14 protein-coding genes are annotated in these 14,080 nt (G+C 40.0%); 11 read left to right on the top strand and 3 right to left on the bottom strand.

What is annotated here, in order from left to right; translation table 11 throughout:
* Window positions 1–224: 224 nt before the first annotated feature.
* Window positions 225–1,292, top strand: a complete 1,068-nt coding sequence (gene mnmH, locus HGR01_RS28315; RefSeq protein WP_045872334.1) for a tRNA 2-selenouridine(34) synthase MnmH — start codon at window positions 225–227, stop codon at window positions 1,290–1,292.
* Window positions 1,293–1,647: 355 nt separating this feature from the next.
* Here mnmH and HGR01_RS28310 read toward each other — a convergent pair whose 3' ends face one another.
* A complete protein-coding gene (locus HGR01_RS28310; protein ID WP_045872335.1) occupies window positions 1,648–2,487 on the bottom strand; it encodes a prohibitin family protein in 840 nt (279 codons plus the stop codon).
* A 237-nt stretch (window positions 2,488–2,724) separates the two neighbouring features.
* Here HGR01_RS28310 and nfi point away from each other — a divergent pair, with 237 nt between their 5' ends.
* From nfi to HGR01_RS28260, 10 genes are all read left to right on the top strand, one after another.
* Entirely contained in the window at window positions 2,725–3,390 is a 666-nt protein-coding gene (nfi, locus tag HGR01_RS28305; RefSeq protein ID WP_045872336.1) for a deoxyribonuclease V, read from the top strand.
* Window positions 3,391–3,428: 38 nt separating this feature from the next.
* The gene (locus HGR01_RS28300; protein ID WP_045872337.1) at window positions 3,429–3,797 is read left to right on the top strand and encodes a pentapeptide repeat-containing protein; all 369 of its coding nucleotides are present in this window, start codon (window positions 3,429–3,431) and stop codon (window positions 3,795–3,797) included.
* A 132-nt stretch (window positions 3,798–3,929) separates the two neighbouring features.
* The gene (locus tag HGR01_RS28295; RefSeq protein WP_045872338.1) at window positions 3,930–4,520 is read left to right on the top strand and encodes an FHA domain-containing protein; all 591 of its coding nucleotides are present in this window, start codon (window positions 3,930–3,932) and stop codon (window positions 4,518–4,520) included.
* Window positions 4,521–4,659: 139 nt separating this feature from the next.
* Complete coding sequence (locus HGR01_RS28290) at window positions 4,660–6,624, top strand: FHA domain-containing protein (protein ID WP_045872339.1); 1,965 nt, start codon at window positions 4,660–4,662, stop codon at window positions 6,622–6,624.
* Between the two features lie 226 nt (window positions 6,625–6,850).
* Window positions 6,851–7,561, top strand: coding sequence for a GDSL-type esterase/lipase family protein (locus tag HGR01_RS28285; RefSeq protein WP_194007732.1), 711 nt, complete (start codon window positions 6,851–6,853; stop codon window positions 7,559–7,561).
* Window positions 7,562–7,707: 146 nt separating this feature from the next.
* Window positions 7,708–8,142 carry a hypothetical protein gene (locus HGR01_RS28280; RefSeq protein WP_045872341.1) on the top strand — a complete coding sequence of 145 codons (435 nt, stop codon included), beginning with the start codon at window positions 7,708–7,710 and terminating at the stop codon, window positions 8,140–8,142.
* 150 nt (window positions 8,143–8,292) lie between these two features.
* The gene (locus HGR01_RS28275; RefSeq protein WP_264263947.1) at window positions 8,293–8,454 is read left to right on the top strand and encodes a hypothetical protein; all 162 of its coding nucleotides are present in this window, start codon (window positions 8,293–8,295) and stop codon (window positions 8,452–8,454) included.
* A 193-nt stretch (window positions 8,455–8,647) separates the two neighbouring features.
* Window positions 8,648–10,372, top strand: a complete 1,725-nt coding sequence (locus tag HGR01_RS28270; RefSeq protein WP_045872342.1) for an ABC1 kinase family protein — start codon at window positions 8,648–8,650, stop codon at window positions 10,370–10,372.
* A 50-nt stretch (window positions 10,373–10,422) separates the two neighbouring features.
* Window positions 10,423–10,797 (top strand): hypothetical protein, encoded by a 375-nt coding sequence (locus tag HGR01_RS28265; RefSeq protein WP_045872343.1) that lies wholly within the window; start codon window positions 10,423–10,425, stop codon window positions 10,795–10,797.
* Window positions 10,798–11,157: 360 nt separating this feature from the next.
* On the top strand, window positions 11,158–12,042 hold the full coding sequence (locus HGR01_RS28260; protein ID WP_045872445.1) for a hypothetical protein: 885 nt from the start codon (window positions 11,158–11,160) through the stop codon (window positions 12,040–12,042).
* A 96-nt stretch (window positions 12,043–12,138) separates the two neighbouring features.
* On the opposite strand, the gene HGR01_RS28255 is transcribed toward HGR01_RS28260, so the two are convergent.
* Together HGR01_RS28255 and HGR01_RS28250 are read right to left on the bottom strand one after the other, a co-directional pair.
* Window positions 12,139–13,170: an Npun_R2821/Npun_R2822 family protein gene (locus tag HGR01_RS28255; protein ID WP_045872344.1), complete on the bottom strand. Its 1,032-nt coding sequence runs from the start codon at window positions 13,168–13,170 to the stop codon at window positions 12,139–12,141.
* 16 nt (window positions 13,171–13,186) lie between these two features.
* Complete coding sequence (locus HGR01_RS28250; RefSeq protein WP_045872345.1) at window positions 13,187–14,077, bottom strand: Npun_R2821/Npun_R2822 family protein; 891 nt, start codon at window positions 14,075–14,077, stop codon at window positions 13,187–13,189.
* Window positions 14,078–14,080 lie beyond the last annotated feature (3 nt).

The raw sequence follows: 14,080 nt of genomic DNA, 5'->3' as shown, positions 1-14,080 counted from the left end.
GTGAGTTTTAAAAGATGCAATTGTGCTTTCCCCGAAAAAGTCAAAACCGCAAAAATTATTTTCTCTGTTAAAAATTTTCCCTTGGTATTTGCAAACAAGATTTTTAAGTCTTCCAAGTTTTGTTTTGAGACTTTACATAGATTCATTTAAATTTACCTAAGTACAGAATACCCCCATTAAACTTATGGGAGTGCCACAATTGAAGAAGCGAGAATTTAAAGACTATGTCATCTTCAGTTACATATACGCGTCTGCCTTGGGCTGAAACTTACAGTGAAATTATTGATGTTCGTTCGCCTAGTGAATTTATAGAAGACCACATTCCTGGCGCGATTAATTTACCAGTCTTGAATGATGCTGAACGCGCTGAAGTCGGAACAATTTATAAACAAGTTTGCACTTTTACAGCGCGAAAAATTGGTGCGGCTTTAGTAACGAGAAATATTTACCAACATCTCAGCCAGCACTTTGCTGCTAAAGACCCAGACTATCATCCTTTAGTGTACTGTGGACGAGGTGGGCAGCGTTCCATTAGCATGGCTGCGGTACTGACACAAATTGGTTGGCAAGTGACTGTAATTGATGGCGGATACAAGACTTATCGTAACTACGTCCGCCAGCAAATAGAACATTTACCAGCACAATTTAACTATCAGATGTTATGTGGTTTAACTGGTACTGGTAAAACCCATATTTTAGAAAAAATCCGTCAACGTGGCGCACAAGTTTTAGATTTAGAAAGTTTAGCTAATCATCGCGGTTCTCTTTTGGGCGGACAATGGCCAGGTAAGCCGATATCCCAACCTTCACAAAAATACTTTGAATCTCTCCTAGTACAACATCTGCAACAGTTTAATCCGCAGCAAGTAGTTTGGATTGAATCAGAAAGTATCAAAATTGGGCAAATATATTTACCTCAATCCTTGTGGCAGAAAATGAGACAGGCTAATTGTGTAGAAATTCAACTACCAATAGCTGCTAGAGTCCAGTTCTTGTTACAAGAATATCCCCACTTAATTACCCATCCTGATGTCTTAAAACGCAAGCTAGAGAAACTCAAAAATCGCTGTGGTTGGGAGAAATTAAGTCAGTGGTATCAATTAATTGATGCTGGTAATTGGGAATCTTTAGTGCAAGATATATTGGATTGCTATTACGACCCCATTTATAACCACTCAACAAAGAGTTATTTTAGTAAAGCTTACAGATTTTTATCGATTCCCGATTTATCGGATTGTAGTATTGAGAATGTGCTAGATTCTTTGTTGCCCAATTATGTGGCAATACAATGAAAATATGTTAATGGATGGTGTAATGGATGTAATGAATAATATGAATCACTATTGTTTGTTACATCCTCTACAAAATCTGCTAAATTTGATTTGATTTCTGAAACTGTTTGCTGAGAAATAAAACAGGAAACAGAAAAGAAGAACTAATATTTTGTTCGGTTAAATATTTATCGCTAGAAATAAACGTAGGATGCGTTACGCTATCGCTAACGCATCCTACCATCTAAAAGAAACAATGTTTGTAGGGTGAGCACTATCCGATATTTCACTTGGACATTGATGAAAAGTAGCGTTCACCCTTGTATTTTGACGTTAGAGACGCGATTAATCGCGTCTCTACAAATCGTAAACAAAACTATCGATTTGGCGTGCTAGAGAGATTACTAGGATTAATATTGATTAATGGCACTGAACCATTACCACCCATCACTGTAGGAAAACGTCCATCCCACTTTTCAATTGCTTGTTTCTGCAATAATTCTGCGGTTAAGGTTTGTCGCTGTAATCTTTGTGCTTCTGCTTGACCTTTAGCGCGGTTAATTTCTGCTTGTGCTTCTTGAGTCGCTTTTTTAGCAATAAATTCTGCTTGTTTAGCCTCTTGTTCAGCTATTTGTTTTGATTCAATAGCTTTACTAAACTCTGGCGAAAAGGAAAAATTGACTAGAGAAACATCATCAACCATTAAACCATAAGCTGATAGTCTATTTTTGAGATTGCTATCAATCTCTTCTTTCAGTTCTGTTCTTTTAGTAATGATTTCTTCTGCTGTTTTTTTGGCTGTGGCTGCTTTCAAAACTTCAGATACAGCAGGCGTAATAATCCCAGTAATAATTTGTTGTTGGTCTCCGACTTGTTGAAAAACTTTATTGACTCGTATTGGATCAACGTGCCAGTTAACAGCTAGTTCGGTAGTAATTTTTTGCAGGTCTTTAGAAGCTGCGTCTGATTCAAAAGTATTTTGCTGTACCCGCACGCTTAGTTTTTTGATTGAGGTCACCATTGGTATCATAGGATGCAGTCCCTCATCTAAAACCTGATCCTGGACTTTACCAAACTTCATGACAACGCCTCGTTCCCCAGCATTTACAATCGTGAAAGGACGAAAAATAAATGCCACTATCAATAGAAATATGCCACCAACAATATAGGAACTGAACTGGAAAGCATTTGCCGGATTTGGGATGTGGTTACGCATGGCTATTTTTTAATAGTAATTTTTGACTAATTACTAACCTCAGTAAGTTAACATTATCAAACCTAAACTAGTTAATAGTTTGCCGATTCTCACAGTGAGACAAATAAATAATTTTGATAGTTTAACTTTAGCCAAAGGGTACAAAGAATTTTAAGTTGATGACAACAGTAGCTACACTGTTGCTAAGGGAGATTTCGGTAAAATAGCCTTTAATTTTTGTTAAGTAAAATATTTATTATGAAGATTTATCAACAACATGATTGGCCCCAGACTCTAGAAGAAGCGATCGCAATCCAAGAAAAATTGCGAAACCAAACAATAATAGAAGATAAACTGCCAGAAACCATTAAATATGTTGCAGGGGTAGACATGGGCTTTGAAGCGGACGGTACAATTAGCCATGCTGCTGTAGCAGTGCTGAGTTTCCCCGATTTGCAAATAGTGGAGACAGCAGTAGCGCGCCGTCCTACCTCCTTTCCTTATATTCCCGGTTTTCTCTCATTTCGCGAAATCCCAGCTGTACTGGATGCTTTAGAAAAGGTAAAAATTCTACCAGATATAATTCTTTGCGACGGTCAGGGAATAGCTCATCCCCGCAGACTGGGTATAGCTAGCCATTTAGGATTGTTAATAGATATGCCAACAATCGGCGTAGCAAAATCCTTATTGATTGGCAAGTATGACGAAGTTCCAGAAACCAAAGGCAGCTGGCAACCTTTAATACACCAAGGTGAAACAATTGGCGCAGTTTTACGCACGCGCACAGGCGTAAAACCTTTATATATTTCTAGTGGTCATCGAATTAGCTTGCCTACAGCAATCGACTATGTACTACGCTGCACCACTAAATATCGACTGCCAGAAACTACACGCATTGCTGACAAGTTAGCATCTTCAAGATAAAGCGATGACAACCACTTGTGAAAAGGTCAATACAATTCATGGATGCTGAGAAGATTAAACAGCTTTATGCTGCTGGTGAGAGATATTTTCCTGCTGCCAACCTAATTAAAGCTAAACTGATTGGAGCTTCTTTACCTGGGATAAATTTATGGGGAGCAGACTTGAGTAGTGCTAACCTAGCTAGAGCTAAACTTTGGGGAGCAGATTTGAGTAGAGCCAACTTAGCCAACGCTAATTTGACTAGAGCTAATTTGTGCGGTGTAAAGCTAAATGAAGCAAATCTGCGAGGCGCTAAACTCAACTTCACCAAGTTGTATGGAGCAGATTTAACAGGTGCTTATTATGACGAAACCACCCGATTCTCTAAAGATTTTGACCCCATCAGTAGAAATATGCAGAAATTTTGACGATCAGCGTTAGAACTAAACACAAATCTGATTTAAAGTTTTTTCTAAACACTTGCTTGCTTGTGCCCAATCGTGTTAGGAATCGCACAGAAAGGAGTTGAAGTAACTAAATAAAAGTTACTAGTTATAACGATGAATGCACTAACTTTACAGTGGCATGATGCAGGTCAAGATAAAACCCAGAATATTTACGAACAACAGCCTAGCAAGAACCCTGGCACTGTCCGCATCGGTCGAGATCCACTCCGGTGCGACATTGTTGTCAGTAACCCTACCGTATCAGGTTTACACGTAGAAATATTTTTTAATAGCCAACAGCAAAAGTTTTACATTAGAAACTTGCGATCGCAAAATCCGCCCCTAGTAGATAGACAACAACTAACCCAAGGTGAACTGCCTTTAAGAGAAGGTAGCATGATCCAATTGGGGCAAATGGAACTTAGAGTCACTAATATTTTAATTAACAGTATTCCGCCCACAATTTTGACACCACCAACCCCGCCAGTAGTCAGTAACCAGCCTACATGGCCACCAATCAACCAGCAGCCACAGGTGCAACCGAGATATCACCAGCACCCACCCGCACCCCCACCAGGAATTTATGGCTTAGAATGTCCCAAATGCCACAAAGTCTCTCCCCCGGAAAATCTGCAAGTTGGCTGTCCCTGGTGTGGAACATCCTTAGCAGCAGCAGTTAGTGTGCTAGTTGCACCGAATCATTAGGATGAGGGAGATGAGGAAGCAGAGGAAGCAGAGGGAGCAGACGGAGCAGGGGAGCGTACAAGAAGACTAATACTCCATGCCCCATGCCCCATGCCCAATGCCCCATGCCCAATGACAAACACTAAATGCCAAAGACCAAATGCCAAATTTACAAATTCTATTAAGTTGGGATGATCCAGCTACGGGGGAACGGCGAGAACCCAGGTTGAGTGTACCAATCGCTTTTGGGCGAGAATTCGCTAGGTTACCAGATCAACTCAGGGGAGAGCGTGTCTCGCGAATGCTGCTGAATAGTAATGAAGTTTCGCGCTATCATGCCTTGATTGATTGGGAACAAAATCAACTGGTGGTGATTGATCAAGGTAGTGTCAATGGTTTATCTGTCAACGGTCAACGACAAACACGCTCTGTTTTGAATAACGGTGATACCCTACAAATTGGGCCATACATGATCACCGTGAACTTTAGTATTAATGCACTAGCACCCGCACCAGTTACTAGCCCACCTTCAACTATTCACTTTAATCCCAATACCAATATTCCAGATCCTAGTTTGCCGTCTGTACGGCCTGTAACACCGCTAGGTAGTAATTTTCCACCTCCAGCATTTCAGGCGCAACAAGTTGACGTGCAAGCACTTCATGCTACAGGCTTACCTGTGGATGAATGTGATTATCTGGCAGTTGGTGCGGGACTTGGCAGTTTTATTTGGACTGATTTACTGCGAATTAGCGGTGTGCGTGCTGACAAAATTGTTGCTTTGGGATTAGAAGCAGAGCCTTATGCACGATACAAGCGCCTCTGCTTGAATTCGCAAATTCCTTTATATGAAAGATTAAGGTCTAATTCTGATTCTTGCCCTGATAACATTTGGGGCTGGCCTAGTTATGCTTTACGGGAAGCTTGGCATGATATTACTCAAGGCAAACCCAATTCCGCATTCAGGTATTTATGGCAAGTATTTGCAGAACCTACATTTATAGAAACTTATACCCCAAGAGCTGGTAATGTTTTTGATTCTATAGATAGGGAATGCCGACGCATTGGTTGGCAACAAATTTATCGTTATGGGCGAGTTAGAGCTATTCGCAAAACTGCAGATGGTAGATATTGCGTAGCCTATTCTCGCGGGACGAGAGATTATGCTTTTTTTGTATCGCGTTATTTACACTTAGCAACAGGTTATCCCGCAATTCAGTTTTTACCAGATTTACAAGCTTATCGAGAAAAATATCAAGACTTCAAAGCTGTTGTGAATGCTTATGAGGAACATGATCATGTTTATCAACAGCTAGAACAACAGGGTGGAATTGTATTGTTGCGCGGGCGGGGAATTGTGGCTTCGCGGATTGTGCAGCGAATTTATGAGGCACGCAAGAAAAATCGCAATATTACAGTTTTGCATTTAATGCGATCGCCTAAACCCCAAGGTAACAAATTCCAAAAAGCCCAACGTTTAGTCAAAAATCATTACGAATTTCAACCCTTTAACTGGCCTAAAGCCTGTTGGAGTGGGGAACTACGGGTAATGCTAGAAAAAGCCACTCCTGATGAACGCAAAAGTCTACTCGCAGACTGGGGTGGTACTACTACTGCTGATCGCCATGATTGGCAGCAGATTACCGAACAAGGTTTAAGGGAAGGTTGGTATCAAATTACCTTTGGGGATGTGCTGGATGTAGAACGGGGAAGCCAAAACCGCACTATTAGCCACATCCGTGAAAAAGGCTTGGGAGAAATGAAGCTGGAGGCTGATTTTATTGTTGATGCTACAGGTTTAGATGCCAAAGTCCAAACCAATCCCCTATTAGATGACCTAGTAAAGCATTACAACTTACCACTTAATCACCTAGGGAGATTAGTTGTTGCCAACAATTTTGAGTTAGCCCAAATGCGTAACACCAAAGGTCAAATGTATGCGGCTGGCGCAATTACCCTTGGTGGCCCCTATGCAGCAGTTGATAGTTTCTTGGGTTTGCAGTACGCCGCCTTAGTCGCTGTGGAAGCACTCGCTAATTCCCGTGCGCCAGGAGTCAAGCATCTAAACGCCTTCAATTCTTTTAGCCAGTGGTTGAAATGGGTGTTTAATCAGTCGCCAATTTAGTGCTGAGTTGAAGAGACGCGATGAATCGCGTCTGTACAAGAGTCAAGAGTTATTCCCCTTCCCTGCCTAAATAGTGTTCGCGTAGCGTCCCGCAGGGATGGCATATTTTTTACTTGGAAGTCCCCAACTTCATCAACTCTTTCCAAAGTAGAGAGTAGAAATATACTTTGTAATGGTGTAGAAATGTATAGAATCTTGTAAAGATATAAAATAAAGTCTTTTTAAGATGCAAACATTCGAGCGACCTTCCTCAATGCAGCTGTCCATAGCACCAACCCATTGTCAGCCTTTGAAGATTATCGCACTAGGAGATAGCATAGTTTATGGCTTTGGCGATCCGGAAAGAGGAGGCTGGGTAGAACAACTAAGGCGATACTGGATGTTACCCAATAGTTCCGGCCATATTCTTTATAACTTGGGAGTCAGAGGCGATCGCACTCAACAAGTCGCCCAAAGGCTAGAAGTTGAATTTCGCCATCGGGGTGAACTGCGAAATCGTGTCCCTGATTTAATTATTTTGTCTGTAGGGGTAAATGATTCAGCGCGGTTATCTCGCCCTAATGGACGTAATTATACAGATTTTGCTTTATTTGAATCTCAAATCGCTGAATTACTAGAACAAGCACAACAACTTTGTTCTGTAGTATTTGTGGGTATGGTTCCAGTTGATGAAGCCAAAATGCCCTTTCTCGATTGTTTCTACTACAATCACGCCGATCAGTATCGCTATAAAGAAGCTACGAAAATAGCTTGCGATCAACGCCGGATTCCTTATCTCGATATTTTCGACCAATGGATAGAACGTGGTGAAACCTGGTGGCGCAAGCGCATCAGTGACGACGGACTCCATCCCAATACCTTGGGTTATCAAGCTTTGCTAGACGATGTCATCACTTGGGACGCACTCAGCACCTATCATTCCCCTGTAGCAGTTTAAACAATATTTTCCATTTATTTTTACGAAAAGCTCCACAATCCTGTGGAGTTTTTTAATATGGGTATGATTCAAGTGCTGACAGTACTTTGTATGTATTGTTAATTTTGACTTTTGACTTTTGACTTTTGACTTCGGAGCGAAGCGACGTGACTCCCACATTATTTGGTCGTTGGCAAACTCGATTATTACTATTAGCAACAGTAGGCGTATTAGTATCATTACCCTTTGCAATGGGTTTAATTGGCCCTGGGCCTAACTCAGTTTATTTCTTGATACTTACCTATGTTGCCATTTTCGGTTTAGGTTGGGATGTACTTTATAACTATCTGCAAAAATTCCGTTGGGATAGAGACTGGCCCGCAGCTTATCAACTCTTTGCTGGAATTTGGGAATTTATCTTTGTTTATTGTGGTGTAAAACTGTTTGGCTTTTTACCAATCCCCATACCCAAAGAAGAACTTCCACCACATATTTTTCTTTTGCATTACAGTATCGTATGGCTAGCAGTGTTCTTTTCCTCCCAAAGCCTCATGCGGATCATTTTCCCTCGTTGGCGTTTCCGCGGCGGAGAGTGGCTGTAGATGTGACTGGGGACTGGGGACTGGGGACTGGGGACTGGTGACTGGTGACTGGTGACTGGTGACTGGTGACTGGTGACTGGTGACTGGTGACTGGTGACTGGTGACTGGTGACTGGTGACTGGTGACTGGGAGATGAGGGAGATGAGGGAGATGAAGAGGCAGGGGGAGAATAAATTACCAATGCCCAATGCCCAATGCCCAATGCCCCATGCCCAATACCCAATGCCCAAGTACTCCCACAGACAAAATTGTATTTTAAATTACACAAGTACCCAAAATCCTTACACAGCAGGAATATTTGTAGTTTTCTAAAGTATAATTAAGAAAAAGATAACAAAACCGCAACAGTAAAGTAGGCAAAATATAGCCGGAAAAACTACTCAGAAATGGGTAAGCCTTTATTGTGCATTATAAAAAATATCGGTATCCTATACCTGCATTTATTATGTAGTCTTGGAAACCAAGAAAAAGTGTCAATTTCCCAGTTGAAGAGGCAAATAAAAGCGTGGGTCAGTATCAATCTGCTCAGCTAAGGCGCTACAATCCAGACGCGATCGCTAGTTATTATCGTTACCGTCCCTGGCTAGCCTGGGGGCGAATACTGACAATTATCTGGTCTTTTGCTGGATTTATTATTAGTTTGAAGTGGGATGAATGGCAAAATCTAGAAGAGCAGAACAAGAGTAAACGCGCCACTCAATTACGAGAACTGCTCACTCGCCTTGGCCCCACTTTCATTAAAGTTGGTCAAGCCCTATCGACTAGGCCTGACCTAATACGTAAGGATTTCTTAGAAGAATTAGTCAAGCTGCAAGACCAGTTACCGCCCTTCGATAATGATTTAGCCTACCGAATTATCGAGGCGGAGCTAAATCGCCCAGTTCAAGAAGCATTTAGTGAACTGTCACCTCAACCTGTAGCAGCAGCTAGCTTGGGTCAAGTGTATCGTGGACGTTTGCTAAGTGGCGAAGAAGTCGCAGTAAAGGTGCAACGCCCTAACTTACGGCCAATTTTGACCAAAGACTTGTATCTGATGCGCTGGGCGGCTGCTTGGCTAGCGCCTTGGTTACCCCTAAATCTCGGTCACGACCTCACCTTAATTGTGGACGAGTTTGGCACCAAGTTATTTGAGGAAATCGATTACATCAATGAAGGTCGCAACGCGGAAAAATTTGCTCACAATTTCCGCGACGACCCCAGCGTCAAAGTCCCCAGTATTTATTGGCGTTATACTAATAGCCGTGTTTTAACCCTGGAATGGATTAACGGCTTCAAGCTAACAGATACTCAAAGCATTCGCGCCGCAGGTTTAGACCCAGAGGACATCATCAAAATTGGTGTGACCTCCGGTTTGCAACAGCTATTAGAACATGGATTTTTCCATGCAGACCCGCATCCAGGCAATTTGTTTGCGATGCCTGATGGTCGGATGGCTTACATAGATTTCGGGATGATGGATCAGCTAGAGGAAACCACTAAAGAAACTCTAGTAGATGCATTAGTGCATTTGGTGAACAAAGACTACTCTGACTTAGCAGCAGATTTCGTAAAGTTAGGTTTTCTCACACCAAACACAAATATTTGCCCGATTGTCCCAGCATTAGAATCAGTCTTAGGCAACGCCATCGGTAAAAATGTTGGAGATTTTAACTTCAAAACTATTACCGATGAATTTTCGGAATTGATGTATGAATATCCATTCCGGGTACCAGCGAAGTTTGCTTTAATTATTCGTTCTCTAGTTACCCAAGAAGGTATTGCTCTCAGTCTCAATCCCAATTTCAAAATTGTGGAGGTAGGCTATCCCTATATTGCCCGCCGCTTACTAACAGGCGAATCTCCCGAACTACGCCGACGGTTACTGAATGTGCTGTTTAAAGATGGTAAATTCCAGTGGCAGCGCTTAGAAAATCTAATTGCGATCGCACGTACCGACGGCAGTTTTGATGTGCTACCTACAGCCCAAATGGGACTGCAGTTTCTGCTGTCTGAAGAAGGTAAATTTCTGCGTCAGCAATTGGTGCTAGCAATCACGGAAGATGACCGTCTGCATACAGAAGAAGTTCAACGTCTGTGGAACCTAGTCAAAGATGACTTACAGCCAAATCGTTTATTGAATGTTGCGATCGGCTTTTTAACAGAGTTATCGAGAGAAGGTGCAGCCGCAATTCTACCAAGAGCAACATCATTTATGACTTTTGGTGGTAATTCAGCACTAAACCAAAACTAACAACTCAAACCACAATTACTTTTAAATTTCTCTGCCAATAAGGAGTTTTCATGTACTATTACCCTCTGCATCCACCGTATGTCCTACTAGTTGTTGGTTTATTAATCGCTATAACTTCTGGAATCGCCTTATCTGGTACTTTAAAAGTAATTGTTCAGAAATGGCCAAACAAGAGCGCAGAAAATATCAAACCGCCTTCCGCCTGGAAGCAACTGATTGTCCCATTTTTGGGCATCACAGGTGGTGTTTGCCTGTTTCTTTGTTCCGGTTTCGAGATATTTGGCTTTCCCCCAATCCTAGCTTTAGGTATTGGCTTGCCAATGAGTTTGTTCACTTGTTTGTTAGTTTGGTGGCAATTGGGAAGTATGCTGGAGTTTGTAGAACGCCAAGGTATGCAATCTCTGGATTTAGATTCTTTATCTTAGAGACCGCAAAATTTACTCCTACTATTAATAAAAATAGCTGCTAGACATCAGTATCTAGCAGCTATTTTTGTTTGTTATAAATGAATTCCCATCATCTAATACCATTTTGAAAAAAGGCTTTGATAATTATTACTTATTAACTGAAATGATAAATTACTGGGTAGTAATTTAATTTTTTAAATATTTACTATTTTGATATTTATTATTGCTGACTAATGAAAATTCAAGTTTCAAAATAGTTGCACAATACGTAATATCACCATAGCATGAATGTATTGTTTATGTAAAAATAATACTTAGTTAGATGCTCAGACAATAAAAATTCATACTTTTAGTATGTTATATAGCAACTTAAAACCAATGCAGCAAGAGCAACAAGAAGTTTGTTTTTGTACTTTAGCCTTAGGTGAAAGATACCGCTCTCATGCTCTCCTATTGGCTCAAGATATTGAGAAAAATTTACCAGGCATATATTTACTTATTTTAACAGATAAGCCCCAAGAATTTAGTAAATATCCTAATGTTCTAGCTTTTAAACATCAGCAGCAGAGTATTGGTTGTTACCATGATAAAAGATTTGTAATTGCCAAAGCTATATCACTATTTAATACTTGTATATTTGTAGATGCAGATATCAGAATATTAGATAAGTTTCTATCAGAAATGACATGGCTGCCTGGTATAACTGCTGTAAGTTGCACTAGTATTGCCAAGCATAATCAAGTTTATATTGATTCAGTAAATGATAAATATAAACCAAAGCGAAGTAGAGATATAGAAATTCTGCGAAAGTTAGCGAAAAAGCTAGATTTAGATTTAGAAGATACTAACATCCAGTTTGTGATGGAAATGCTATTTGTCATTACGAGGCAAGATGGAAAAGAAATAGAATTTCTCAAACACTGGAACAATATCGCACTTTACTGTGAGTTAAATGGATTTTATGGTGCAGAAGGCTATGCAATAGGAATGGCTGCTGCTAAGGCGGGGTTACAAGTTCAATGGGATGCTATGCAGGGGATTGTTTATTTTAAAGATTGGGTGCAAAGGCAGAAAATCAAAAAAGGTCAAGCAAATGCAGATGATACTTTAATTTATTTTCAGCAACATGAAACGATTGAATATCGCCAAAGCTCTATATTGCAAAAAATAAAGCGCAGACTTAAAAAATTTATTGGTTATTATTATCGTTATCTCTATTTAAGAATAGTAAGTTTGAATAATTTTAATTTTTATTACCGCTAATTACCACTAATAATAGTCTATAATCTTTCAGGTGCGTTAGCCAACGCTAACGCACCTGACTGAGCATTCATTTTACAATCTATGACATCCTATCTATCAAGTGATACTATCTCTAAAATTGCGATAATTGAGCTTAATATTGGCGATTTTTTGCTTGAAGAAATCTGTAGTATTTTGTTGCAACTTTAAAATCAAGCTGGGACGCTTAAAGCTTTGTGGTCTAGTTTCTGGTGATTTTAAATAACGATAATGTAAAAACACTTCTCGATACGGAATATTGATATATTCACCTGCACAAAGTTTACTAAAAGCTGATGCACCGATACTCATATAGTGTAAGTATGTTAGCCTTCTTCCTTGGTCGTAAAGAACATTTTCTAGAACATCAAATTTAGAACTCCAGTGATTACCAGTTGCCTTCTCATATTCATGACAAGCAAAATTATAATAAGAAATTCCACTTCTCAATACTAAGTAGTTAAATAAAGATTGGTCAGGGCCTCCTAAAGCCATGACATCCGCTTCACCAGACTTTAGTTTATTTAATAAACTTTCTAAAGTGGCTTGGGTAAAAATTTGTTTTTTTGCACCAAACCATCCTGCACAAAATATATGAGATGGTAATTTTTCTGTTGGAAAAATCTGTTGGATTAACTCTGATGGGCCATCAAACACATATTTCAAATCAGATTTATACTGAAAATCGTTTGTTACCCAATCATATTGATCTAACTTTAAATATATATAGTCAATAGGCCCCATTAATAGAGTATCAGCGTCAAAATAAATAAATCTATCAAATCCACCATCTAAGGCACATAATTTGCGATGCATAGGTAGACGATAGAGTTCTGGAAATCCCCATTCTCGCCAAGTTTTTTGTGCTCTGGGATAGTTCTCCCATACCTGTGTGGCAAAATTATCCCAGTAATCTATAGAAGTATAATCCTCAAATAAAGTTACATTATCTCTAGTTGCAACCTCTGCCTTAACTTTATCTAACTGCTCATTATATGGAATGACACAAACCGGAATTTTTCTGCCGGCGTTAGCTTCAATGCTATTGAGTAAAGCAACTAATTGGTCATAAACCACATCATTAGCGAGGGTATAAATACCATCTACCATGAAAGTACTCCTGATATTAATTGCGAGTAGCAACAAAGGGAAAGAAACGGCGAGTGAGTTTGGGGATAAAAGCAAATTTCCCCTCATGAAGGTAGCGATAATGTTCCCACAATTCCCAATAAGGGCTACCAGCTTTTATCTTAGTTCCCGCCCAATGTAGATATTTCAGTCGTTGTCCTCTGTCATGGAGGGTATATCCTTGCTGTTGAAAATTGCGAGAACCAGCCCAACTACCAGGCCCCCCGCCAGGAATTTTCACAAGATTACCGCGTTTGGCAATAAGTTTGAGAACCAAATAATTTAAAATTGGTTGGTCTGTAACTCCTTCGGTAAAATCGAAATATTCACGATGAGCAGCACATTCACGCAAAGTTTCATCCATCTGTTGCTCAGTAATAGCTCCCTTGCATGAAGCCCAAAAGCCACTGTTAAAAACATCTTCTAATTGCGTATCAGAAAAAATTTGCTGTTCTATTACTAATGGCGAAAAAATGTTGCGTAACTTGTCATTAGCATGATGATAATCGCAGCAGAAAAAATCGACTTCTGCAAGTTTGTCTAAATTGTCAGCAATTTTTTCAAAAACGACAATATCTGTATCAATATAAATAAATTCATCTAAAGGGCCAAACCATGCTACCAGCTTACGCATTTTGTTGGGTAAAGCCAGAAAATCTCGATCAAATATTTCACCTATGCGGTTGGTGAATTGCTCAATCAATTCTAAGTTTGGGAACAATTGGACATTATGTAAAGTGCTAAGTTTCTCTGCAACTTTGTGATAGTTTTCATTAAAAGGTATGAGATAAACTGGAACTTCCGGATCGTAAAATCGAATACTATTGAGTAAAGCGATCGCATTATCCATTACTCGGTCGTTAGCAACGATATAAATTCCCCTACTCATAAA

The organism is Tolypothrix sp. PCC 7712 (assembly GCF_025860405.1).
GTDB lineage: Bacteria > Cyanobacteriota > Cyanobacteriia > Cyanobacteriales > Nostocaceae > Aulosira > Aulosira diplosiphon.
This window is presented reverse-complemented; position numbering and strand designations above follow the sequence as displayed.